Origin of the sequence: Aminipila luticellarii, from assembly GCF_004103735.1 — a bacterium.
In the GTDB taxonomy this organism is placed as follows: Bacteria; Bacillota; Clostridia; order Peptostreptococcales; family Anaerovoracaceae; genus Aminipila; species Aminipila luticellarii.
Map to the genome: position 1 here is coordinate 1,904,363 of NZ_CP035281.1, position 23,671 is coordinate 1,928,033.

The 23,671-nt window shown below is 42.7% G+C and carries 21 protein-coding genes, 1 tRNA gene and 2 rRNA genes; 3 read left to right on the plus strand and 21 right to left on the minus strand.

The window, feature by feature from the left end; translation table 11 throughout:
* Position 1: 1 nt before the first annotated feature.
* From EQM06_RS08825 to mraZ, 5 genes are all read right to left on the minus strand, one after another.
* The gene (locus EQM06_RS08825) at positions 2-1,192 is read right to left on the minus strand and encodes a UDP-N-acetylmuramoyl-L-alanyl-D-glutamate--2,6-diaminopimelate ligase (protein ID WP_128746008.1); all 1,191 of its coding nucleotides are present in this window, start codon (positions 1,190-1,192) and stop codon (positions 2-4) included.
* 6 nt (positions 1,193-1,198) lie between these two features.
* Entirely contained in the window at positions 1,199-3,208 is a 2,010-nt protein-coding gene (locus EQM06_RS08830) for a penicillin-binding transpeptidase domain-containing protein (protein WP_128746010.1), read from the minus strand.
* A 143-nt stretch (positions 3,209-3,351) separates the two neighbouring features.
* Entirely contained in the window at positions 3,352-3,786 is a 435-nt protein-coding gene (locus tag EQM06_RS08835; protein WP_128746011.1) for a cell division protein FtsL, read from the minus strand.
* Positions 3,787-3,792: 6 nt separating this feature from the next.
* Positions 3,793-4,731 (minus strand): 16S rRNA (cytosine(1402)-N(4))-methyltransferase RsmH, encoded by a 939-nt coding sequence (gene rsmH, locus EQM06_RS08840; RefSeq protein ID WP_128746013.1) that lies wholly within the window; start codon positions 4,729-4,731, stop codon positions 3,793-3,795.
* A gap of 16 nt (positions 4,732-4,747) precedes the next feature.
* Entirely contained in the window at positions 4,748-5,179 is a 432-nt protein-coding gene (gene mraZ / locus EQM06_RS08845) for a division/cell wall cluster transcriptional repressor MraZ (protein ID WP_128746014.1), read from the minus strand.
* Between the two features lie 384 nt (positions 5,180-5,563).
* On the opposite strand from mraZ, the gene EQM06_RS08850 reads away from it, so the two are divergent.
* Entirely contained in the window at positions 5,564-6,757 is a 1,194-nt protein-coding gene (locus tag EQM06_RS08850; protein ID WP_128746016.1) for a hypothetical protein, read from the plus strand.
* A 167-nt stretch (positions 6,758-6,924) separates the two neighbouring features.
* On the opposite strand, the gene cysK is transcribed toward EQM06_RS08850, so the two are convergent.
* From cysK to EQM06_RS08895, 9 genes are all read right to left on the minus strand, one after another.
* Entirely contained in the window at positions 6,925-7,860 is a 936-nt protein-coding gene (gene cysK, locus EQM06_RS08855; protein WP_128746018.1) for a cysteine synthase A, read from the minus strand.
* Between the two features lie 236 nt (positions 7,861-8,096).
* The gene (locus EQM06_RS08860) at positions 8,097-8,867 is read right to left on the minus strand and encodes a tRNA threonylcarbamoyladenosine dehydratase (RefSeq protein ID WP_128746020.1); all 771 of its coding nucleotides are present in this window, start codon (positions 8,865-8,867) and stop codon (positions 8,097-8,099) included.
* Between the two features lie 19 nt (positions 8,868-8,886).
* Positions 8,887-9,558: a deoxyribose-phosphate aldolase gene (gene deoC / locus EQM06_RS08865; protein ID WP_128746021.1), complete on the minus strand. Its 672-nt coding sequence runs from the start codon at positions 9,556-9,558 to the stop codon at positions 8,887-8,889.
* Between the two features lie 129 nt (positions 9,559-9,687).
* A complete protein-coding gene (locus EQM06_RS08870) occupies positions 9,688-11,352 on the minus strand; it encodes a HAMP domain-containing methyl-accepting chemotaxis protein (protein WP_128746023.1) in 1,665 nt (554 codons plus the stop codon).
* Positions 11,353-11,513: 161 nt separating this feature from the next.
* A complete protein-coding gene (gene ychF, locus EQM06_RS08875; protein ID WP_128746025.1) occupies positions 11,514-12,608 on the minus strand; it encodes a redox-regulated ATPase YchF in 1,095 nt (364 codons plus the stop codon).
* A gap of 64 nt (positions 12,609-12,672) precedes the next feature.
* Positions 12,673-13,470, minus strand: coding sequence for a prolipoprotein diacylglyceryl transferase (lgt, locus tag EQM06_RS08880; RefSeq protein ID WP_128746027.1), 798 nt, complete (start codon positions 13,468-13,470; stop codon positions 12,673-12,675).
* Positions 13,471-13,666: 196 nt separating this feature from the next.
* Positions 13,667-14,188: a hypothetical protein gene (locus EQM06_RS08885; protein WP_128746028.1), complete on the minus strand. Its 522-nt coding sequence runs from the start codon at positions 14,186-14,188 to the stop codon at positions 13,667-13,669.
* Positions 14,189-14,505: 317 nt separating this feature from the next.
* On the minus strand, positions 14,506-14,748 hold the full coding sequence (locus EQM06_RS08890; RefSeq protein ID WP_128746030.1) for an AbrB/MazE/SpoVT family DNA-binding domain-containing protein: 243 nt from the start codon (positions 14,746-14,748) through the stop codon (positions 14,506-14,508).
* 104 nt (positions 14,749-14,852) lie between these two features.
* Positions 14,853-15,188, minus strand: a complete 336-nt coding sequence (locus EQM06_RS08895) for a hypothetical protein (protein ID WP_128746032.1) — start codon at positions 15,186-15,188, stop codon at positions 14,853-14,855.
* A gap of 107 nt (positions 15,189-15,295) precedes the next feature.
* Here EQM06_RS08895 and EQM06_RS08900 point away from each other — a divergent pair, with 107 nt between their 5' ends.
* Entirely contained in the window at positions 15,296-15,868 is a 573-nt protein-coding gene (locus EQM06_RS08900; RefSeq protein ID WP_128746034.1) for a nucleoside recognition domain-containing protein, read from the plus strand.
* A 24-nt stretch (positions 15,869-15,892) separates the two neighbouring features.
* The gene (locus tag EQM06_RS08905; protein WP_128746036.1) at positions 15,893-16,420 is read left to right on the plus strand and encodes a spore maturation protein; all 528 of its coding nucleotides are present in this window, start codon (positions 15,893-15,895) and stop codon (positions 16,418-16,420) included.
* 205 nt (positions 16,421-16,625) lie between these two features.
* Here the strand turns inward: EQM06_RS08905 and EQM06_RS08910 are convergent, their stop codons facing one another.
* The 7 genes from EQM06_RS08910 to EQM06_RS08940 form a co-directional block, all read right to left on the minus strand.
* On the minus strand, positions 16,626-17,393 hold the full coding sequence (locus EQM06_RS08910) for a tRNA1(Val) (adenine(37)-N6)-methyltransferase (RefSeq protein WP_128746037.1): 768 nt from the start codon (positions 17,391-17,393) through the stop codon (positions 16,626-16,628).
* 7 nt (positions 17,394-17,400) lie between these two features.
* Positions 17,401-18,324: a PSP1 domain-containing protein gene (locus EQM06_RS08915; protein ID WP_128746039.1), complete on the minus strand. Its 924-nt coding sequence runs from the start codon at positions 18,322-18,324 to the stop codon at positions 17,401-17,403.
* A 3-nt stretch (positions 18,325-18,327) separates the two neighbouring features.
* Positions 18,328-19,143: a hypothetical protein gene (locus EQM06_RS08920; protein WP_128746041.1), complete on the minus strand. Its 816-nt coding sequence runs from the start codon at positions 19,141-19,143 to the stop codon at positions 18,328-18,330.
* A gap of 13 nt (positions 19,144-19,156) precedes the next feature.
* Positions 19,157-19,780 carry a dTMP kinase gene (gene tmk, locus EQM06_RS08925; RefSeq protein ID WP_330548318.1) on the minus strand — a complete coding sequence of 208 codons (624 nt, stop codon included), beginning with the start codon at positions 19,778-19,780 and terminating at the stop codon, positions 19,157-19,159.
* A gap of 365 nt (positions 19,781-20,145) precedes the next feature.
* A 5S ribosomal RNA gene (gene rrf / locus EQM06_RS08930) occupies positions 20,146-20,262 on the minus strand.
* Between the two features lie 114 nt (positions 20,263-20,376).
* Positions 20,377-23,271, minus strand: a 23S ribosomal RNA gene (locus EQM06_RS08935).
* A gap of 322 nt (positions 23,272-23,593) precedes the next feature.
* A tRNA-Ala gene (locus tag EQM06_RS08940) sits at positions 23,594-23,669 on the minus strand.
* Between the last annotated feature and the right edge of the window lie 2 nt (positions 23,670-23,671).

Consider the following 23,671-nt stretch of genomic DNA (forward strand, 5'->3'; position numbering starts at 1 on the left):
ATCACTCTCTCATATTGATTATTTCCTGAACTGTCATATAGTCATCAAATGGCAGTTTTTTCCCATTAACAAGTTGATATTTTTCATGACCCTTTCCGGCGATTACAATTAAATCCCCTTGCTGATACCTAGCGACCGCTTTCCTGATCGCTTCACGCCTGTCAATTTCAATAACATATTCACAAGCTGTTTCAACTATGCCCTTTTCGATTTCCTCCGTAATCAGCGCCGGTTCTTCAAATCTCGGATTATCAGAGGTTATGATACAGAGATCACTGTTATTGCCTGCGATCTTCCCCATCATGCTCCTTTTTTCCCGGTCGCGGTTCCCTCCGCAGCCGAATACGCAGATCAGCCTTCCCTCATGCAATTCTCCGGCTGTTTTCAACAGATTCTCAAGGGCATCCGGTGTATGGGCAAAGTCAATGACCGCATCGATTCCCCGGCTGTTTTCGACCTTCTGAAATCTTCCCGGTACACCCTTTAATTTTCTCAGTCCCTCTATGATGACTTCCTTATCCATACCCGCCTGCCTTGCCATGCTCAATGCCAGCAATCCATTGTACGCAGTAGTTCTGCCCGGCAGCTCAATTTTGATGGTTCCCCACGAGGCTCCGGCTTCAAAAGGCTCCAGTACAATTCCGTGTATGGAGTTTTCCAGAAGCTTTCCGAAATAGTCGGCATTCTTCTCCATAAAAGAAATAGACTCTACCTTTACGTCTGGATCCAATCCTCCTTCGGACTGTTCTTGCTTCATTTTATCATAAAGCCTTTTTCCATATACGTCATCGATATTGATGCACATTCCTTTTTTTGTTTTATAAAATAATTTTGCTTTTGCATTAAAATAGTTATCCATGGTCACATGGTAATCCAGATGATCCCGCGTCAAATTTGTAAAACCGGAATAATGAATATCGATGTTGTCTACTCTCCCCTGATCTAAGCCATGAGAAGAGACTTCCATAATACAAGTTCCTATATGCTGCTGTTCCATCTCATGAAAGTATTTTTCCAAAACCTCTCCGGATGGTGTGGTATTTAGGGCATCATACTGTTTTTGCCCGATTACATGAGTTATAGTTCCGATTAACCCGCATTCTCTGCCGGCTTCCTCTAATATGCTTTTCAGCATGTATGATACTGTGGTTTTTCCGTTCGTTCCCGTTATTCCGAAAACTTCTATGGTCACCCATTATCACTCCCTATATAAATATACTTTTCCTCCTGCGCTTATCTTTTCACCGGCCTTTGGATATTGGTCTACCACAGCGACTTCATCCAGTGAATCGCCTTCCTTCAAAGCAGGTGATATGGTATACGTCAGTGACACTCCTCCCAATATACCGATGGCTTCATCAAAATTCTTGCCTGTCACATCCGGTACAATCGTTTTTCCGCTGTTCATCTGGGCTTCTTCCTCCTGCGTATAAGAAGGCTGTATATTTAAATATCTGAGCGTATCTTCTAAAATTAATTTAACACCCGGGGCTGCCGTCTGACTTCCGAATTTAACGCCTTTAGGATTGTCGACGACCAGCAGGATGGCGACCTTGGGATCATCCATCGGAGCCATTCCGATAAAGGAAGAATAGGTTTCCTGGCTGTATCCGCCATTCTTTGCTTTATTTGCGGTACCTGTTTTTCCGCCTACTCTGTAGCCCGGAACCTTAGCGGTTCCTCCGCCCCCTTCTGAAACGACGCTTTCCATGATCAAGCGCATTTCTTCGGCTGTTTTTTTGGAAACGACCTGTCTTACTACTTTTGTGTCAAATTTCTCTACCACGTTTCCGTCACTGTCCGTCAATTCTTTTACAAATCTCGGCTGCATCAGTTTGCCGTCATTTCCAAAGCTGGACACGGCTGTTATCAGCTGAATCGGCGTCACGGCAATTCCTTGCCCGTATCCCATGGTCGCAAGTCCTACCGGTCCTGCGGTATCCTTGTTCTGCAAAATGGCCATGCCTTCTCCCGGAAAATCGATTCCGGTTTTATCCTTGATTCCAAACAACTCCAAATATTGATAATATTTATCGATTCCCAATCTTCCTGCCAATCCGGCAAACACCGGATTGCATGAATTTCCTACCGCCTCCACAAGAGTCTCTACTCCGTGAGGATTGTAGTAACGCCAGCATTTTAAAGGCGTACCGGCAACCGAGTACGTTCCGTGACATACAAAGGTTTCTGTCAGGGTGGTCAGCTGTTCCTCCAAGGCCATAGACGTGGTCAGCAGCTTGAAAGTAGAACCCGGTTCGTAAGTGTCACTCACCATGGGATTCCTCCACATAGCGTTCCAGTATTCCAGCTTTTCGCTGTCGGATAAGGTCTCTACGTAAGCTGCTTTTGCCGGATCGGTAGGCACCCTTGGATTATTTGGATCATAGTCAGGTGTCATGGCCATAGCCAGAATATCTCCTGTTTTAGGATCCATCATAATACACATGACGCGATCTGCTTCCGTGTTCTTCTGCACGGTATCCAATGCTTTTTCTACATAATGCTGTATGACTTCATCTATAGTTAAAACCAGATTCAGACCATCTTCCGCCTTATAGTATTTTTCCATTCCATAGGCTAATCCGTTTCCGTTTACATCCGTGTTTTTTATCCATCTGCCCGGAACTCCGCTCAGATATTGATTGTATTTCAGTTCCAGACCGGCAAGACCGTTATTGTCATCCGTTACGCTTCCTAATACCTGTGATGCGAATGCACCCAAAGGATAGTACCTTTTTACGTCTTCCGCAATTTCCACACCGGGCATTCCTTCCTGCCGAATGGTATCCGCCACGCTTTTCTCCACATATTTGGCAACCTTTACCAATGCCTTGTTTTCACTGATAATCTTTTTTACGTCCCCTTGTTCCATGTTGAGCTGTTTCGCTAGAAAATCAGCCGTTTTATCTATATTCTCATCCGGTTTAAGTTTTTTATTGCCGTATCTGACTTTATCCGGTCTGGCCCATACAGAAAAAGTAACGGCACTCACTGCAAGTTCCTTGCCGTTTCTGTCATAGATCGCCCCCCTTTTTGCCGGAATAGGCACATCTCTTGTCTGGGATTCGATAGCTTTCTTTGAAAGCTCTGCTCCATCCACGATTTGAACCCAGCCCACTCTGAAAGACAAGCCCGCGGTAGCGAGACAGATGATTAAAAATCCCATGATTATTCTTTTTTTCACACTGTTTGGTGTTGGGTTATTCATTTATTTCTTCCGTATCCTTTTCATAAAAAACTGAACCGGACTCAAAAATTTTTGTTAATTTAATTGTCCGGTTCTTTTCAATATGCAGTTAAAAGACTTCCATTTATTATATTTCGTATTAAAAATTATTATTCCATTTTAAGCTAATTATATGCTTCTTCTTTAAGAAGTAATGCAAAATCTTTGACCGGCTTTTCCTCCGGTGTAATATAGATAAAATCGTTGGGATTAGGATAGACCATACCCAGCTCCGTGGTGGCTTTATATTCTATGGCCTGAATATTATTAGCCTTATTCAGCTGCACGGTCAAATTTTCAATTTCTCCGGTAATGACTTCATTTTCTCTGATCACGTTGTTGATATGATATTTTATACTGGCAGAGTACGCTGTTGTAATAATAACAGCTACGCAAAGAGCTCCGATAACTATTGTAAGGAACATGATCGCAATCCGGTCTTTAGGCGTTACGTTTGATTTCTTTTTCTGTTTTACCTTATGTACCTTTTTGGGTTTCATATCGAAACCGTATTTTTTATAATTATCCTGATATTCATACCATTGTTCAGCAGGCATCATACTTCTTTACCTCTTTTTCTCTATGATTCTAAGCTTTGCGCTTCTGGCTCTGGGATTTTCCTCCAGTTCCTCTTTTGTTGAAATAATCGGTTTTCCCGTTACTTTGACCATATCGGTGACCTTTCCGCAGGTGCAGATCGGAAATTCCTTTGGACATGTACACGGATTTAATCTTCGGTTGAAGTACTCTTTGACAATCCGATCCTCAAGCGAATGGAACGTGATGATACAAAGCCTTCCCCCGGGATTCAGAACATTGCAAAAAGCTTCTACCGCTCTTTCAAGATGTCCCAATTCATCGTTTACCTCAATCCTTATGGCCTGAAAGGTCCTTTTAGCCGGATGAGGACCGTCTCTTCGGGCGGACGCCGGTATGGCGGCTTTAATAATATCCACCAGCTCTGTGGTATTTTTTATAGGTTTATTTTTTCTGGCTTTGACTATGAATTCACTGATTCTGGAAGCCCACCGCTCTTCTCCGTATTTTCGTATGACCTCCGTCAGTTCCTCGCCGGAATAGGTATTGACTACCTTTTCAGCCGTGAGAGACTCTTCCGCATTCATTCTCATATCCAACGGTGCTGTCTGCATATAGGAGAAACCTCTTTCCCAGTTATCCAGCTGAAAAGACGAAACACCCAAATCCAATAAAGCTCCGTCTATTCCCGAAATGCCAAGCCTGTCCAACACCTCTTCAATATTTGAATAATTGTCCTGTACGAACTGTTTTTTGCAACTGAATTCCCGCAGCCGGTTTTCTGCTGCCGCCAGCGCATCCCGGTCCCGGTCAATTCCGATCAGCATACCCTCTTCTTGTAACAGACCGCAAATTCCGGCAGCATGTCCGCCGCCGCCTAAGGTTCCGTCTGCATAAATCCCGTCCGGTTTGATTTTAAGACCATGGATGCATTCATCGTACAGGACAGACACATGTTTAAATTCCATGACCTGTCCTCCTCCATTAAATACCGTATTCAGCCATCTTGGCTGCAAAATCATTAGGAGTCAATTCTGCAATGGTTTCAGCTTCTGTCCATTCTTCCTTGCTCCATATTTCTATTTTGTCTAATAATCCTACCGTTACTAATTCTTTTTCTATGTTTGCATAGGCTCTGAGTTCCTGCGGTATACCCATTCTGCCCTGTTTATCAATATCACATTCTACTGCATTTGCATAAAAGTGGCGGACAAAGGCTCTGGCATTGGGATCCGTTGTCGGCAGTGCGGCCAGCTTCTCCATAAATTTTTCCCACTGAGCCATCGGATAAATGTATAAGCATTTATCAATCCCTCTTGTGAGCACACAACGATAGCCCAGCTCCTCTCTGTACTTAGAGGGAACGATCATTCTGCTTTTCGCATCTATTGAGTTTTGATATTTTCCCATCAACATATGCACACCTGCGACTGACACCCCAAAAATCTTTTCCACCTATTTTATAGTTTCTTCCACTATACTCCACAACGCTCCACTTGGCAACAAAATCGTCACAAAAATTGGTTATATGCATCCACTTCTTCACAAATTATTAAAACATTGTGACAGGATTTTTCATGATGTAACAACATCTTGTATTTCAATAACTAAAACAAGCCATATGTTGTCCATGGACATTTCTAAAATAAAAGCATGAACAATGCAAGGCTATATGTAACTTTTCCGAAACCCTTCTCATATAGTGGAATATGGCAGTCTATATCGTGACCAGTTCCAAATATACATAGCAAAATATTATAAATTTTGCTATAAACAAAAAAAAATAGTGAGGTATATATTATGAAAAACCATTCTTGTCATACAGGATGTACAAATGGTCTTGCAAGTGTTTGCGGCACCTCTATAAATCTTGAGGATCTGGATTTTGCACAGTCCAGAAACCATTTGTTATATGTCAATAAAGTATATTCCAAAGGTCAGGGCACAGCGAGCCCTTTAGTTTTCGATCTGACAACTTCACCAGCTACATTCCAGACTCAGTTGCTGCTGTCCCCTCTATCTACGATGGAAGCGGACACTCTTTGCGAGGAAATTTTAGGAGCGAACTGCGGCTGCAATCACAGAGATATAAGAGATGTACAAGATAGTTGTGACAATCGTGTCGGCGGTTATAATTACAATAATTATAATTGCAATTGCAACTGTAACTGCAATGCCGTACTGGGAACCTCTACCTGTCAGCTGGATGAAAATTCAGACTTTGAAGTGTTGAGAAGCCGAGTGAACGTAACAGCTTTTGAGCTGGAAAATCCGGCATGTCTGAACCCGCATCAGGTTACTGTAGATGGGTATCCGGTTGACAGTCTATTCAATTTTGACGGCTCCTATGAAGCTGTATTGAATTCAAATCTGCCGGAGATCGTCAAAGATCCTTGCACCGAAAGAGGCCTTCCTACTAAATCATTCTTCTTGATTTCCTGTGTAGGGCCTTGGGTATATCAGGCAGAATTTATCGTAGAAGGAACGGTTACCATAAGCGGTAATGTGTACTGCTTCAGAGCGACCTTTAAAACATGTTCCACTTCACCTATATGTGCTAACATTCCGGTCACCAACATTGCTGTCAATAAGATCAGTATTCCTTGTGCTTCCGGCGGTATGTCTCCTAGAATCATGTTCAGCTTTGATGCAAATATGAATCTTCTCAATCCGACTATTACCGCAGTATGCAATCCGGAAAACGGCTCCACAGTTCTGACATTGAACACGTCCGTTGTAGTAGAACCTACTGTAGACGTTCAGGTCCTGAAGCAGGCTCTTTTATGCCTGAATGGCTGTGAAGCTCTGTTCCCATGCGAAGGAACGGAAAGCGAGGTTGAAAGCGAAGAAGAAGATATCGATGAAGAGTGCCAATGCGGCACCGGAAATTCAGTTGGCGGTGAATCAACCAATAATTCAGGCTGCGGGTGCAGAAACAATTCAGCAGTCCGCGGAACAAATTCATTCTGTTCCAGCTGTTTCAGAGGATTCTAAGTCCAGAATCAAGCGATTCGATAAAAAACAAACAAAAAATATTTACAGCCTAAATACGGATTTGTAAATCAGCAAAAATGAAGAAAGGGCTATAGTCTTGTAAGACTATAGCCCGCATTTTTTACTTGCAGTTATTTTTACTTGCAGTTATTTTTCTCATCCCCGCTTTAATTGCCAAACAATGGAGTCGATAGATACCTGTCTCCGGAATCCGGCAGCAGTACAACGATGGTCTTTCCCTTGTTCTCAGGTCTTTCCGCCAAAATTCTCGCTGCCTTTAATGCAGCACCGGAGGAAATGCCCACCAGAATTCCTTCACTGACCGCAAATGCTTTTCCTTCCGCAAAAGAATCTTCATTTTCGATGGGAAGAACTTCATCATAAATTGCCGTATTTAATACGTCCGGAACAAATCCGGCACCGATACCCTGAATTTTATGGGATCCCGGTGTTCCTCCCGACAATACGGGACTGGCCGCCGGTTCAACGGCAACAATCTTCACATCCGGATTTTTTTCTCTGAGATACTCTCCCACTCCGGTAATCGTGCCGCCCGTTCCTACACCTGCAATAAAGATATCTACTTTTCCGTCTGTCTGAGCCCAGATTTCCGGTCCGGTAGTCGCCTTATGAACTTCCGGATTGGCCGGATTGTTGAATTGACCTAAAATAACGGAATCCGGGATGCTTCCCTTTAATTCCTCTGCTTTTGCAATGGCACCTTTCATACCCTTTGCGCCGTCTGTCAGAACCAGTTCCGCGCCATAGGCTTTTAAAAGATTTCTTCTCTCTACGCTCATAGTCTCCGGAAGAGTCAGGATTGCTTTATATCCTTTTGCCGCTGCCACGGCAGCAAGGCCGATTCCCGTGTTCCCTGAGGTTGGTTCAATGATGGTAGCTCCTTCTTTTAAAAGTCCCTTTTCCTCCGCATCTTCAATCATTGCAAGAGCAATTCTGTCTTTTACCGATCCGGCAGGGTTTAAATATTCCAATTTTGCAAGAACCGTTACGTCTTTTATTCCCACATGTTCACTATACCTGTTCAACTTAAGGACAGGTGTTTTTCCTATTAGCTCTACTGAACTTTCTCTAATTTCCGACATTTTATTTACCTCCTGTTTTAATACCTCTATACATGGACAATCATGCCCTTTTGTTTAATACTTATTACCTACTTATCCGATAGGTTTTCTATGTATTGAATTATAGTACGTCTCTGCACAGTTGTCAATACTCTTTTATATTTTTATAAAGAAAGAAAATAGACCCATAACGACAAAAAACTCCATCCGGTTATAAGCTATGCCTATAACCGGATGGAGTTTCACCCGTTGGAGCCTTACGCCTCCGTTCTATCTATATCTGCCAAATCCTTTATTACTTCTCCTGCAAGCATCAGCCCGGCTACGGACGGAACAAAGGATACACTTCCCGGAATGTCTCTTCTTTCTGTACATTTATGCTGAGCGCCGGGAGGACATATGCAGTGTTGCCTGCAGCTGATTGCCATATCCTCCATTGGTCTTTTGGGTTTTTCGGTAGAGTATACCACCTTTAGATGTTTTACCCGGCGTTTTTTTAGTTCCTGCCGCATGACCTTTGCAAGCGGACACATTGAAGTCTTATGAATATCATCCACCCTTAGTTTGGTGGGATCCAGCTTGTTCCCCGCTCCCATGCAGCTGATGATCGGAACGCCCGCTTCCTGCGCTTTCATAATAATGTCAATTTTAGCGGTAACCGTATCGATTGCGTCGATCACATAAGAATATTCCGAGAAATCAAATTCATCAGAGGTCTCCGGCAAATAAAAGCATTTTCGTACAGTGACCTCTGCATCCGGATTAATATCCAATATTCTCTCCTTCATCACATCCACTTTGTACTGCCCTACTGTCTTTCGGGTTGCAATGATCTGACGGTTCAAATTGGTGAGACAGACTTTATCGTCATCAATTAAGTCAAAGGAACCTACTCCGCTCCTGACCAAAGCTTCTACTGCGTATCCTCCTACTCCTCCGATTCCGAATACGGCCACTCTGGCCTGCTTTAATTTATCCATTCCCTCCTGCCCCAAGAGCAGCTGAGTTCTTGAAAACTGATCTAACATATTTTAATCTTTCCTTTTCTTACTTTTTCTGATAATCCTGCATGATGGCTACGGAAGCGCTCGCCCCTATCCGATCTGCTCCGGCTTCGATCATCTTCAAAGTATTTTGCAGATCTCGAATACCTCCGGAGGCTTTCACCTTAGCCTCTTCGCCCACCGTTTTTTTCATCAGGGCTACGTGATGCTCCGTGGTGCCTCCAGTTGAAAATCCAGTAGAAGTCTTCACAAATTCCGCACCGGCTTCTACGGCTAATTCACAGGCTTTAACAATTTCTTCATCCGTCAGCAGACAGGTTTCCAAAATCACTTTGACGATGGCGTCATGCTCATAAGCCATGGCTTCTACGGTGCAGATCTCATCCCGCACATATTCATATCTGCCTTCTTTTAATGCGCCTACATTGATGACCATGTCCACTTCATCCGCACCGGCTTCACAGGCCCAATCTGTTTCGAAAGCCTTTGCTTCTGTGCTCATTGCTCCTAAAGGAAAACCTACTACTGCCGCCACTTTCACATCCGTCCCCTTTAGTTCTGATGCAGCCAAAGGTACATAGCAGCTGTTCACGCAAACAGAATAAAAGTCATATTCCTTTGCTTCCGTACAAAGCTGTTTGATATCTGCTGAGCTTGCTTCCGGTCTTAAAAGTGTATGGTCAAAATATTTGTTTAAATTTTTTACATCTCCCATATTGTCCTCCTTATGGTTTCCTATCCGATTTTCCTTCATATCATGCATTAAATAAAATCATCGATTGCGACTGCGACCGATTCTATTATAAGTATTACACAACTTAAGGAATAAAACAATAACCGGATACTACAATGTAAACTTATTTACTTCTTTTGTCAGAACCTCCGACTGTCCTGCCAGCTCTTCACTGGCCGCAGCACTTTCCTCCGCTGTAGCCGTTGTAGTCTGAACTACATCCGCAATATTATCCAGGCTGACAGTAATCTGGTTTAAGTTATGAGCTTCATCAATGGCAGCTCCCGCAATCTCATTCACGGCACGAATGATTGCTTCCGTTCCCTGAACCACTGTGTCGATTGCCTGCGCCGTTTCCTCCGCAATATCCGCACCGCGTTTTACGGATCCTACAGTGCCTTCAATCAGAATCGTCGTATCTTTCACTGCTTCTGCCGATCTTCCGGCTAAATTTCTGACCTCATCCGCCACAACGGCAAAGCCTTTTCCGGCTTCTCCGGCTCTGGCGGCTTCAACAGCTGCATTTAACGCCAATATATTGGTCTGAAAGGCTATGTCTTCAATGGTTTTAATGATCTTACTGATTTCATCGGATTTTGATGCAATATCGGACATCGCTTCTGTCATCGCGTGCATACGTTCATTGCTCAGGCTTAATTTCTCCTCCACATCTGCCGAAGCCTGATTGGCCTCGTTAGCGTTCTTCGCATTTTCTTTCAGCTGATTCTCTATCTGATGTATTGCCGAAGCCAATTCTTCAATGGAGCTGGACTGCTCTGTAGCCCCCTGAGCAAGTATCTGCGCCGCAGATGCCACTTGCTCCGCACTGGTAGCCACTTGACCGGAAGATTGATGAATGGCCCCCATGGAATCATTTATATTATTTGCCATGAGCATAATAGAATGTTCAATATTTTCAAAATCCCCTATAAATTTTTGTCTGACCTGTACATTCAAATGCCCTTTTGCCAACTCTCCCATCACTCTGTCAATATCGGAAATATATGCGGATAAGGTTTTGATCGAACTCCTTAGAGCGGCTGCTGTTCTGCCCACCTCATCCTTTGATTCATAAAGAATGGTTGTTTTTAGATTTCCTTTTGCTATTTCAACGGCTGTTTTTTCTACCTCTTCTAAAGGTTTCACGATAGCTTTTATAGCTCTCAGAGCAAAAGCTATTCCAAATATACCCGCAATAAGTGTTATTACAAGGATGGCAATTGTGGAATACCTAACATTTTTCAAGCTCTTTTCCGAGGAATCGGATACGTTCTCCGATAATTGCTTATCTAAAGCTGCTGCCTGATCTGACACCTTATCCAGTGCAGGCGTACATTCGGTAAGTAAAATCTGCTTGGCTCCCTCATAATCCTGTACGTCTATTTTTTCAAGGATACGATTTCCTATTTCTATCCATTGGTTCACGGCCTCTGTGTAGGATGTTGTAAGAGACGAATCCCCCGAATAAGATTTTTGCAGTATGTCGAGGTTTTTTTCCACCATCTTTTCATTTTCTGTTATAGCCGTTTTATACTTTTCTGTTGTACTTGGATCCTGAGTCAACACCATTTCATCGATTGTGCGGGCGGCTATATTCATTTCAATTCGGCACAGCTTCACTGCTTTATCCGCTTCATAGGAATGATCCAGAAATTCATGAAAGTCATTGTTTATTGAATTCATTGCCCGTATGGTGGTAAAGGACAGCAGAACCATGAGCAGCATCAAGCTCCCTACCAGTACCGCCAGTTTTATACTTATTTTCCAGTTTTTCATTTTGCACCTCTTATATCAGTCTTTTTCCCTAAACTTTACATAACGGACATTATACAATTATTGTCAGTTTGTGTCAACTTTTGTCTGATAATTTTCTTTTCCAAGCAAAAACGGGTTTTCTCAACCCGTTTTTTTATCTTTATTTTATTTATACATTAAACCTACACATTGAACAGGAAGTGGATCACATCCCCATCCTTCACTTCGTATTCTTTTCCCTCTGAGCGGATCAGCCCCTTTTCCTTTGCCGTAGCCAGATTTCCACCGCATTCAATCAGCTTATCATAAGCAATGGTTTCGGCTCGAATAAAACCTTTTTCAAAATCGGTATGAATTTTTCCTGCTGCTCCGGGAGCTTTCGTTCCTCTTTTTATAGTCCACGCCCGTACTTCCGGCTCTCCCGCTGTCAGGTAGGAAATCAGATCCAATAAATGATAGGAAGATTTTATCAGCTTATCCAATCCGGATTCATTAATGCCAAGCTCCTCGAGGAACATCGCCTTTTCATCCTCTTCCAGCTCTGAAATTTCTGCTTCCACCTTAGCGCAGATTACAACGACCTCGGAGCCTTCTGTTTCCGCAAACTCTTTCACCTGTTTCACATATTCATTTTCACTTCCGCTTGCAATTTCCTGTTCTGACACATTGGCTGCATATATAATCGGTTTATAGGAGAGCAGATCCAGGGATCTCACATAAGCCTCTTCCTCATCATTCATTTCCATGGTTCTCGCAGACAACCCCTTTTCTAAGGTTTCCATCACTTTATGCAGGATATCCAGCTCCCCTTGAAGGGATTTATCCCCCTTTAAATTCTTTTGTGTTCGTTGAATCCGTCTTTCCACCACTTCCATGTCGGATAAGATCAGTTCCATATTAATCGTCTCAATATCCGACAGGGGATTTACTTTACCATCTACATGAACCACATTAGGATCATCAAAGCAACGCACTACATGAACGATTGCAGCCACCTCACGAATATGCCCCAGGAACTTGTTTCCCAGCCCTTCTCCTTTGGATGCGCCTTTTACAAGACCCGCTATATCGTAGAATTCAATGGTTGTATGAACAGTCTTTTTAGCCTTATACATTTCCGTAAGAACCCTCAGCCGTTCATCTGGAACGGCTACCACACCTACGTTGGGTTCTATTGTACAAAAAGGATAATTAGCTGCTTCAGCACCAGCCTTGGTTATTGCGTTAAATAATGTGCTTTTTCCTACATTCGGTAATCCGACAATTCCTAATTTCATGTTTTTTCTCCTTTAACTTCCTGTCCACTATTCCACTCTGCTGACAGGCCCTATGCCAAAAAATCTATTGTTTGAACTTTCCTGTATATTTACTGTGTCTGCCGTAAAAGATTTTTCCGGCTCGATTTGAATGCCTGTTCAGAAAAATATATGCCGTAATACACGCAACGAAAACAATCGCACTAAAAAGCATCGCCTGTTTGACGATTCCAAACAGCATTAAGCTATCCGTTCTCAGAGATTCCACAAAAAAACGTTCCAAAGAATATAGTATTCCATACACTAAGAATATCTGACCGGCAAACTTTTTATGATTATCCAAAATCATCAAAAGGGCAAACAGCATCAGGCACCATATGGATTCATACAAAAAGGTCGGATGGACTTTCTGCCCGTCCACAATAATCCCCCAAGGCAGATTCGTAGGTCCGCCATGTGCTTCGGAATTGAAATAATTTCCCCATCGTCCTATAGCTTGAGCTAATGCTACCGCCGGCATAGCCAAGTCCAGAAGATCCAGCGGCCTATAGTTCCATATCTTACTAAGTATTACTGCTGTCAGCAAACCAAATATCAAGCCCCCATGGATGGCCAAACCTCCTGCTCTGAGATTAATAATCTTAAAAAAATCACCCGCATAGTACCCCCAGTTGAACAGCACATAATATAGTCTTGCACCGATTATCCCAATCGGAACGCAAATTAAAATAAAATCCAGAGAACGTTCGGAGTCTATCCCATGCCGGGGAGCCCTCTTATAGATCAGTAATGTTCCGAGGATGATACCTAAAGCAATTAAAATGCCATACCACCTTATATCTATGTTAAAAATTGTAAATGCAATTGGATTTGGAATCGGCATTTCATTTCCTCCTTATTCCCTCTGATTCATCCGTATGAAAACGTAATCGTAAATCATGAAATTCACAAAACGGTAAATGTACTTTTGTCCACTAATACTATATTATATACAAAAAAGTGCAGCATCCGCCACACTTTTTTACATAATTATCTATAAAAATTTATTTCAGGCGCCTATATCGGCTATCGCTTATATACTATGGAATATATTTTTCAAGAATAAGCTCTATTTGATCCCCCATAATATATATGTCGTATAATTTATGGCTCTGATAATCGGGATTATTCTTACTGTATTCTGCCACATCTTTTTTATATGCCTCTACAAATTGCTCCGTTGTCATGATCTGAGGCAGCGTAACTCCTCCCGTCAAAAATGTGCATCTTGCTTCCGGCGCGAGCACGGAGGACAAGCCGTAGTTTTTATCTTCGATGTAAAAGCCATTGGGCTGCTCGGCATCCTCTACGTATTCCTTTGCTTCAATATTTACTATTACTGAGCCATCTTCTCCATTAGAGAGCGCAATGCTCCCAAACACATGCTCAGCTCCGTCACGCAACAATTGCTTTACATAATCCCCTTCCAGATATTCGGCGGTAATTTCAGGCTCGTCAACCGTTGAGCCGCTCTGATTCTTCTTACCGCATCCTGTAAGAAGCGTTGCAAAAGTCAAAACAAAAACCAATCCAACACACATAATTGTTCTAGTTGTCTTCATTTTAATCCCCTTCTTTTTAGCAATACTTAACACAAAATATATTTAATTCTTTACTGTTATGATCATACCATATTCCATCCGCTCTTTGTTAGAAAAAAGGAATTTGTAACACAACTGTAAGATTTTGCTTTTGTTTTATAGGATTATGTTACAATTTTGTGGTAAATAGGCCGTTTTTAGTCCGCATCCGCTCGCATTTTAATGATGGCTTTTTATGATATTCCATCATATCGCAAGCGATATTTCCTACATAATAAAAAAGCATCTTACAACTATATTCTAATCATAAGATGCGATTTAATCGGTTCAATTATTAACTACAATTCTTTAATTTTCTTGATGCAATCCTCACAAATATTCTTGTCCTTAATATGCCTAACATTTTTTGCATTTCCGCAAAAAACACAAGCCGGTTCATACTTCTTAAGCAAAATGTATTCCCCTTCAACAAATATTTCAATTGGATCTTTAATTTCTATATTGAGTGTTCTTCTTAACTCGATAGGCAGAACGATACGCCCCAACTCATCGACTTTTCTTACAATACCCGTAGCTTTCATTTTCCAATCCTCCTCTCTATGCAAAGCATTTGGCCCTTGCATCTCCTTTTATACTTCCTAATTTTAACATTCAAGTTATACAATGTCAACGTTAGAATCAATAATTATTCAGCCCGTTTTTCTTTCCTTGTACAAATATTTTTCAGGGATATCAGTGAATTGACAATCGAGGATAGAGCAGCAATGGTACTTTGATTCCCCTTCAGGGCTTCTGAAATATTGCTTACAGTCTCGGTAACATCTTCTACCGCGTGATCGATATCCTGAGCACGCTCAGCAGCTATAGCCGTTATTACCTGCGTGTCCTCTAAAATTTTATTCGTATGCTTAATAGTCACTGTTAAGTTCTTCACAAGGCCTATACAGTATATCAGCAGTACAATAATGCCGGTACCTATTAAAATCAACCCTAAGTCTTTCAAGGTCAACGTTATCTCCACAGCTTTCACCTCCTATTCCAGTATGTATATTATCCACCTAAATTTGTAAAATTTCAACATTTATTTTAAATTAATGAATATTATAATAACTGGGGTGATAAACATTGATGAACTATATATGGGCGGGGATGATCTGCATTGGTATTGTCTTTTCCATTATAAACAATACACTTCCCGCTTTTACAGACGGTCTTTTGAACAGCTGCAGCAGAGCAGTTGAATTTGTCATCGGTCTATCGGGAATCATGGCTGTCTGGTGCGGCATCATGAAAATTGCGGAAAAATCCGGCCTGATCGATTTAGCTGCCCGTAAAACCATGCCTCTCATTCGGTTCCTTTTTCCGAAAGAAAAAGATCCCGATACAATAGCCATGATGCTCATGAGTTTTATGGCCAACATATTCGGTGCAGGCAACAGTGCCACCGCTTTTTCTCTCAAGGCTATGGAAAGGCTTGATATTGAAAACCACCGCAGCGATACGGCAAGCGATACCATGTGTATGTTTCTGGCTCTTAACATGTCCATGATTCAGCTTGTCCCTATTACGGTAATAAAAATACGCTCTCAATTAGGTTCAACCGATTCTGCTTCTATCATTGTTCCCTCTATTATTGCTGGTCTTATTTCAATGGCCGCATCTATTATAGCATGTAAATATTTTGAAAAAAAGCAATCATAAATTTCAGAAACGGGAGGGATTAACATGTCGCAGCTATTAAGCTCTGTCTCCTATTTTTTTATCCCCGGTATACTCAGTATAGTCATTCTTTACGGATTATATAAGCATGTATCCATTTATGACTGCTTTATCGAAGGGGCAAAAGATGGATTGAAATCCGCAGTGGAAATCATGCCGTTTATCATAGCGATTTTTGTCGGAATTGAAGCGCTGGTTTCTTCGGGAGCCATGGGCGTTTTTGAGTCCCTTTTTTCGCCCATATTCGCACTTTTACACATACCAAAGGAATTGATCTCCCTGATTCTTCTGCGTCCAGTTTCAGGCAGCGGTTCACTGGTCCTTATGGAACGGGTCATGGCGGATAATGGAGTCGATACCTATATCGGAAAATGTGCTGCCATTATGGTGGGAACCTGTGAAACTATTTTTTATGTGTTGGCTTTATATTTTGGTGTTACAGCCGTCAAAAAAATGCGCCATGCTTTCGCCGCGGGTCTGATCGGATATATAGTCAGCGTATTGGCCTCTGTTTATATATGCAGGCTTATGTAGCCTTCAATTATATACAATATATTAGAAAGTGGCTTCGCCACTTCCGCTGGGGAACCCATGGTTCCCTTCGGCGGCTGCAAGCCGCCTGAGCCCCCTCCTTTGCCTGCGAGGACAGCCCTCTGCACTGCTCTTTTTATTCAATAGGAAACAATATTTCCGATTGAATAAAAAAATTCTGCCATTTTTCTGGCAGAATTTTCAGGTACTATCGTTCATATATTTTCATTAACTCATCTGTATAGTCTTGCCTAGTCTCATCGTATATATACAAGGGATCGAGCATTTTCAATTCAGGGTTTCCTGATTTTACACATCGGATTAATAAAATGTTCGGCTTGGCGCTTTTATTCGGTGAAACAAATCTTAATTCTTTAGGCTCTACCTTATACTTACGGCATGCTTCGCAAATGTCCACCAGTCTGCTGGGTCTGTGAACCATAAACAATTCGCCTTTTTCTCTGAGCAACGCAGCGGAGATTTTTATAAACATTTGCAAATCAGCCGTGGTTTCATGCCTTGCAATTCTTTTAGCGGAATTTTCATTGATCATCCCGCCGCCTCCGGCCATATACGGTGGATTTGCAGTAACCAGATCAAAAGAACCTTTTAAGTCAGGCAAAGTGGCCTCCAGCCTGGAAACATCCTCATGTATAACGGAAATCCTTTCTTTCAGCATATTGAGTTCCACATTTCGGCAGGCTCTGTCAAAGGAATCGTGCTGTATCTCCACGGCAACGATTTCCTTCAGCAAGGTCTTATGGCTTAAAATAATCGGAATGATTCCGGTCCCGGTTCCCAAATCAATGGCTCTTGTAAATTTTCTGCTGCTTTGCAACACGGCTTTTGATGCAAAAGCTGCGAGGATTACCGCATCGACTCCGTAGCAAAATTCTTCCGGTTTCTGTATCAGCTTTAGTTCACCAAATCCAATTTCATCCAGTCTCTCCCCCTGCATCAGGAAATTGTCTTTCATATAAGCATTACTCCTTCAGCAAGTTCTTTATTTCATCTAATAGATCATCATCCAGCTCCTCTAAAATATCCTTACTGCTTTCCTTCTTGCGGTGATGTTCCAGTCTCTTTATTTCTGATTTCTTATACGTGTAGAAGTCAACGCTGAGCTTCTCCGGCTTATCTTCTGTTTTTTCCTCTAGGACTAGACGTACTTTAATCTTGTTTTCCAATATGTTGGTATCGAAAACAACACCAATGCCATCGTCCGTTTTAATCCGTTCTCCGATTTCCGGCATTCCCTTTCTGAGTTCCATATAAATATCATTTTCATATTTTAAGCAGCACATTAATCTTCCGCATATACCCGAAATTTTTGTAGGATTCAACGATAAATTCTGCACCTTTGCCATTTTAATCGACACCGGTTCAAATTCAGGCAGCCAGGTATTACAGCAAAGACCTCTGCCGCAGCTTCCGATTCCGCCCACCATCTTTGCCTCATCTCTTACACCAATCTGCCGCAGTTCTATCCTCATTTTAAATACGCCGGCCAAATCCTTTACCAATTCTCTAAAGTCAACTCGTCCGTCTGCTGTAAAATAAAAGATAATTTTACTGTTATCAAAGGTGTATTCTACATCAATCAATTTCATATCCAGCTTGTGCTTATCCACCTTTTCCTGACAAAGCAACATAGCCTTTTCTTTTTTCTTCAGGTTTTCTATGTGCTGTTCTGTATCCTGCGCATTGGCAATTCGCATAATTTTTTTAAGGGGGGCCACTATTTCCTTTTCGCCCACACTTTTTATATCAGACGTAACCGTTCCGTACTCCATTCCCCGAGCTGTCTCAACGATTACATTTGTATCCTGCTTGACGTCCAAATCGCCGGGGTCAAAGTAATATACCTTACCCGCTCTTTTAAAACGTACTCCCGCCACTTTTACCATTATTTATCCTCCAATTTTTATGATTAAATTTTTCATGGCGTAGCCTGTATTGATCCCTCGCTGTAAATCTCTTCTAGCTTCTTCAATCAGTTCTACTGCCCTAAAAATGTAATCCTTTGTGTAATTTTTATTCTCCTTTGTACTTGTAATGGACACATCTCTATAAATCAGTTCCATAGCATCCAGCAATTTCATCGCATTCTCCTTATCTTCGATCCAGTCGTTCAGTTTACTTTTCACCAGATAAAAGGGTTCTTTGTTTAAAAGCATTCTGACCAACTGCTGCGCATGTTCTTTAATTTCGCCGTATTCAGGGGTTTGAAAAGGATTAACCCTGAACACCACAGCTCTTGATAAAATAGTAGGGATGAGATTTTCAATATTTTCAGATAACAAAATAATAATAGTTCCCTGAGGCGGCTCTTCCAATGTCTTAAGCAAACGGTTCTGCGCCCTGACAGTCATGGTATCTGCCTGCTTGATAACAGCAATATTTCGGTCTCCAAAAAACGGTTTTTTCTTAAGCCTGTTCTGAAGCTCTTCTACCGCATCATCCTTAATACTTTTCCCATCTGTCTCTACATATATGATATCCTCATGATTGCCATGATTTATCTTATTACAGGAAATGCAGGTCTCGCATCCCTCTCCCTTATCATTCTCACAGAGAATCGCTTTTATGAAGCAATCCGCCAGTAAAGCTTTATCTACACAAGAATCTCCTTCAAAGATATAGGCGTGGAATAAATTTTCTGATGCGGATAAATATCGCAATCGCTCTATGAGCTTATCGTTATTGTCTATTTCTCCTAAAATCATTTTTCCTCAATTCTCAGCCTTCTAAAAAGGGTTGTACATGTACCAGGATTTCACTGCTGATCTCATCAATAGTTTTTGCGGCATCTATGCCTATAATTCTATCTTTATGCAATTTTTCAAGATCTAAGTATCCCTTAAAAACTGTATTATGAAATTCCATTTTTTCTTTTTCCAATCGATCCTGTTCTTCCTCTCGAATACGCTCTTTTCCTATACAGGGATCCACCTTCAATAAGAAGGTAAGATCAGGCATGCATCCCGCAACTGCATATTCATTTATGATCCTTACAGACTCTCCAAGCCTTCTTCCATACCCTTGATAAGCTATGCTCGAATCAACAAACCGATCACAGATAACCGTTTTTCCCGCTTCCAATGCCGGCTTAATGACTTCGGCTACATGCTGTGCTCTAGCCGCTGCATATAAAAGAGCTTCTGTCATAGGATTCATTTCAATGTGTTTCTTGTCCAAAATAATCTGTCTGATTTTTTCACCGATGACCGTTCCTCCGGGTTCTCTGGTCAATATGGATTCTACCCCATTCTTATCTAAAAACTCTTTCAATAATCTAATCTGAGTGGTTTTTCCCGATCCATCCGGTCCTTCGATTGAAATAAACAGTGCCCTTTTCATCATGCAAAACTCCTAAATTATTTTTTTCTGGTAATCTCCAACATCAGTTTAGATGCAAGTACAATAGATATGTAAAGGATAGGAAAGCTCAGTAATACAATAAAAATAATTTTTAAAAATGTCATGGACCTTCCCCCTTACTCTTTATTTTTTATATCAAATATTTTTGATATTCACGTGTACTATTATAGCATATTTTATAAGGCTTTTACAAAACAATTTAGTTTTATGCCTTATTTGAAAATCCCTGCTTAGAAATTCCATCCAGAAGCAGATTTTACTATTGTTACTCTTCTGTTACTCTTCCTTCAAAAAACGGTATACATAAAAAAAGTGACTATCCTTTTGGATAATCACTTTTTTTTAAAAACCGGCAACGTCCTACTTTCCCAGGCAGCTGCCCGCCAAGTATCATCGGCGCTAAGGAGCTTAACTTCTGTGTTCGAGATGGGTACAGGTGGTTCCTCCTCGCTATTGTCACCGGATTTAGCTTGTATTCCTACTCGCTATCTGCTTATTCACTTGTTTCCTCTTGAGAGCATACTCTCAAAACTGGATAACATACCTTCCTATCAGTCCTCTTCCCTTGAAACCTTCTCTTGGTCAAGCGCTCGACCTATTAGTATCGGTCAGCTCCATACATTACTGCACTTCCACCTCCGACCTATCTACGTGATCGTCTCTCACGGGTCTTACCATTTCTGGAGGAAATCTCTTCTTGTGGGGGGCTTCGCACTTAGATGCTTTCAGCGCTTATCCCTTCCATACGTGGCTACCCAGCTATGCCTTTGGCAAGACAACTGGTGCACCAGAGGTATGTCCATCCCGGTCCTCTCGTACTAAGGACAGCTCCACTCAAATTTCCAACGCCCACAGCGGATAGGGACCGAACTGTCTCACGACGTTCTGAACCCAGCTCGCGTACCTCTTTAATGGGCGAACAGCCCAACCCTTGGGACCTACTTCAGCCCCAGGATGAGACGAGCCGACATCGAGGTGCCAAACACCGCCGTCGATGTGGACTCTTGGGCGGTATCAGCCTGTTATCCCCAGGGTAGCTTTTATCCGTTGAGCGATGGCCCTTCCACTCGGTACCACCGGATCACTAAGCCCGACTTTCGTCCCTGCTCGACCTGTCTGTCTCGCAGTCAAGCTCCCTTCTGCCTTTACACTCTTCGCGCGATTTCCGACCGCGCTGAGGGAACCTTTGGGCGCCTCCGTTACTCTTTAGGAGGCGACCGCCCCAGTCAAACTGCCCGCCTGACACTGTCCTCATACCGGTTTACGGTACTAAGTTAGAACTTCAACGTTACAAGAGTGGTATCCCAACGGTGGCTCCGCTAATACTGGCGTACTAGCTTCTTTGCCTCCCACCTATCCTGTACATGCAACGCCGAAATCCAATATCAAGCTGCAGTAAAGCTCCATGGGGTCTTTCCGTCCTGCTGCGGGTAACCGGCATCTTTACCGGTACTACAATTTCACCGAGTCTATTGTTGAGACAGTGCCCAGATCGTTACGCCTTTCGTGCGGGTCGGAACTTACCCGACAAGGAATTTCGCTACCTTAGGACCGTTATAGTTACGGCCGCCGTTTACTGGGGCTTAAGTTCTGTGCTTCGGTTGCCCTTACACTTCCCCTTAACCTTCCAGCACCGGGCAGGCGTCAGCCCCTATACTTCAGCTTTCGCTTTCGCAGAGACCTGTGTTTTTGGTAAACAGTCGCCTGGGCCTTTTCACTGCGGCCTGCTTTCGCAGGCACCCCTTCTCCCGAAGTTACGGGGTTATTTTGCCGAGTTCCTTAACAATAGTTCTCTCGCTCACCTTAGGATTCTCTCCTCATCTACCTGTGTCGGTTTGCGGTACGGGCACCTACATTCTCACTAGCGGCTTTTCTTGACAGTGTGAAATCAGTTGCTTCGGTACTTTTATTTCCCTCCCCATCACATCTCAGAATTGATACAGCGGATTTGCCTACTCTATCTCCCTTAATGCTTAGACGCGCTCTACCAACGGCGCGCTCAACTTATCCTTCTGTGTCCCCACTTCGCTCAAACGAATTTCGGTGGTACTGGAATCTCAACCAGTTGTCCATCGCCTACAGCTCTCGCTCTCGGCTTAGGCCCCGACTAACCCTGAGTGGACGAACCTTCCTCAGGAAACCTTAGATTTTCGGTGGACAGGATTCTCACCTGCCTTACGCTACTCATGCCAACATTCTCTCTCGTATACAGTCCACATAGACTTCCATCTCTGCTTCTGCCCGTATACGATGCTCCTCTACCAACATCATTACTGATATTCCAAAGCTTCGGTAGTAAGTTTTAGCCCCGTTTATCTTCGGCGCAGAGCCACTCGACTAGTGAGCTATTACGCACTCTTTAAATGAGTGGCTGCTTCTAAGCCAACATCCTAGCTGTTTATGCAGCTCCACATCCTTTTCCACTTAACTTACATTTTGGGACCTTAGCTGTTGGTCTGGGCTGTTTCCCTTTCGACTATGAAACTTATCTCACATAGTCTGACTCCCAAGTTTAATACTTCGGCATTCGGAGTTTGATAGTTTTCGGTAACCGGTGAAGGCCCCTAGAACATTCAGTGCTCTACCTCCGAGTATCACATTCCTTGAGGCTAGCCCTAAAGCTATTTCGAGGAGAACCAGCTATATCCGGGTTCGATTGGAATTTCACCGCTATCCACACGTCATCCCAGCCTTTTTCAACAGACATGAGTTCGGTCCTCCACGAGATTTTACTCTCGCTTCAACCTGCACATGGATAGGTCACCCGGTTTCGGGTCTACAGCATATAACTAACTCGCCCTTTTAAGACTCGCTTTCGCTTCGGCTCCGGTGCTCCAGCACCTTAACCTCGCTACACACCATAACTCGTTGGCCCGTTCTACAAAAAGTACAAGGTCACTTGCGCTCCCTTTGCTTGTAAGCATAAGGTTTCAGGTTCTCTTTCACTCCCCTCCCGGGGTTCTTTTCACCTTTCCCTCACGGTACTATTCTCTATCGGTCACTAGGTAGTATTTAGGCTTGGGGGGTGGGCCCCCCGGCTTCCCACCGGGTTTCACGTGTCCGGTGGTACTCTGGATCCACTCTGCATCTTGTGCATTTCGTCTACGGGACTTTTACCCTCTTCGGTCTGCCTTTCCAAACAGCTTCGACTATACACGCCATACATGATGAGTGTCCTCAACCCCATAGTAAACTATGGTTTGGCCTCTTTCCCTTTCGCTCGCCGCTACTTAGGAAATCGATGTTTCTTTCTCTTCCTCCGGGTACTTAGATGTTTCAGTTCCCCGGGTTACCTTCTCTATGACTATATATTCATCATAGGATACCTACGCATTACCATAGGTGGGTTCCCCCATTCGGACATCTGCGGGTTCACGGATGTTTGCTCCTCACCGCAGCTTTTCGCAGCTTGCCACGTCCTTCGTCGGCTCCTAGTGCCAAGGCATTCACCTTATGCTCTTTATTGCTTGACCAGCATTTTACCTGTTTAGCGTTAAACAGGATTTGTATTTGTTAAGAAACTTCGCTTTAGTAAAAAAGCTTGCATTTCTTCTGGTTTCTCGGTTGAAATCGTAGTCATATTTTACACCCGACATCATTCTTCCTTGCCTCTCGGCTCGAAAAGACTCTGTCTTGTTTTTATATAACTGTTTGCTATCTATTCTCATAGATAACCTCGATTTCGTTGTCAATTTGTATGAAGATATTTTCATATCACATACTTTTGATTTCTGATATTTATTGCATATTATCCAGTTTTCAAAGTACATTCCCGAACTTCTTTCAAAGTTCTGGTGGTGGAGAATAAGAGGATCGAACTCTTGACCCCCTGCGTGCAAGGCAGGTGCTCTCCCAGCTGAGCTAATTCCCCAT

Bases quoted from the DNA above. Each gene is read 5' to 3' on its own strand.
- EQM06_RS08850 (WP_128746016.1), top strand. From the start codon at position 5,564: ATGAAAAACCATTCTTGTCATACAGGATGTACAAATGGTCTTGCAAGT.
- EQM06_RS08860 (WP_128746020.1), bottom strand. From the start codon at position 8,867: ATGTTAGATCAGTTTTCAAGAACTCAGCTGCTCTTGGGGCAGGAGGGA.
- EQM06_RS08920 (WP_128746041.1), bottom strand. From the start codon at position 19,143: ATGATTTTAGGAGAAATAGACAATAACGATAAGCTCATAGAGCGATTG.
- tmk (WP_330548318.1), bottom strand. From the start codon at position 19,780: ATGATGAAAAGGGCACTGTTTATTTCAATCGAAGGACCGGATGGATCG.
- ychF (WP_128746025.1), bottom strand. From the start codon at position 12,608: ATGAAATTAGGAATTGTCGGATTACCGAATGTAGGAAAAAGCACATTA.
- deoC (WP_128746021.1), bottom strand. From the start codon at position 9,558: ATGGGAGATGTAAAAAATTTAAACAAATATTTTGACCATACACTTTTA.
- EQM06_RS08910 (WP_128746037.1), bottom strand. From the start codon at position 17,393: ATGAAAGACAATTTCCTGATGCAGGGGGAGAGACTGGATGAAATTGGA.
- lgt (WP_128746027.1), bottom strand. From the start codon at position 13,470: ATGCCGATTCCAAATCCAATTGCATTTACAATTTTTAACATAGATATA.
- EQM06_RS08885 (WP_128746028.1), bottom strand. From the start codon at position 14,188: ATGAAGACAACTAGAACAATTATGTGTGTTGGATTGGTTTTTGTTTTG.
- EQM06_RS08915 (WP_128746039.1), bottom strand. From the start codon at position 18,324: ATGGTAAAAGTGGCGGGAGTACGTTTTAAAAGAGCGGGTAAGGTATAT.
- EQM06_RS08830 (WP_128746010.1), bottom strand. From the start codon at position 3,208: ATGAATAACCCAACACCAAACAGTGTGAAAAAAAGAATAATCATGGGA.
- EQM06_RS08890 (WP_128746030.1), bottom strand. From the start codon at position 14,748: ATGAAAGCTACGGGTATTGTAAGAAAAGTCGATGAGTTGGGGCGTATC.
- EQM06_RS08900 (WP_128746034.1), top strand. From the start codon at position 15,296: ATGAACTATATATGGGCGGGGATGATCTGCATTGGTATTGTCTTTTCC.
- EQM06_RS08905 (WP_128746036.1), top strand. From the start codon at position 15,893: ATGTCGCAGCTATTAAGCTCTGTCTCCTATTTTTTTATCCCCGGTATA.
- mraZ (WP_128746014.1), bottom strand. From the start codon at position 5,179: ATGTTGATGGGAAAATATCAAAACTCAATAGATGCGAAAAGCAGAATG.
- cysK (WP_128746018.1), bottom strand. From the start codon at position 7,860: ATGTCGGAAATTAGAGAAAGTTCAGTAGAGCTAATAGGAAAAACACCT.
- EQM06_RS08835 (WP_128746011.1), bottom strand. From the start codon at position 3,786: ATGATGCCTGCTGAACAATGGTATGAATATCAGGATAATTATAAAAAA.
- EQM06_RS08870 (WP_128746023.1), bottom strand. From the start codon at position 11,352: ATGAAAAACTGGAAAATAAGTATAAAACTGGCGGTACTGGTAGGGAGC.
- rsmH (WP_128746013.1), bottom strand. From the start codon at position 4,731: ATGGAATTTAAACATGTGTCTGTCCTGTACGATGAATGCATCCATGGT.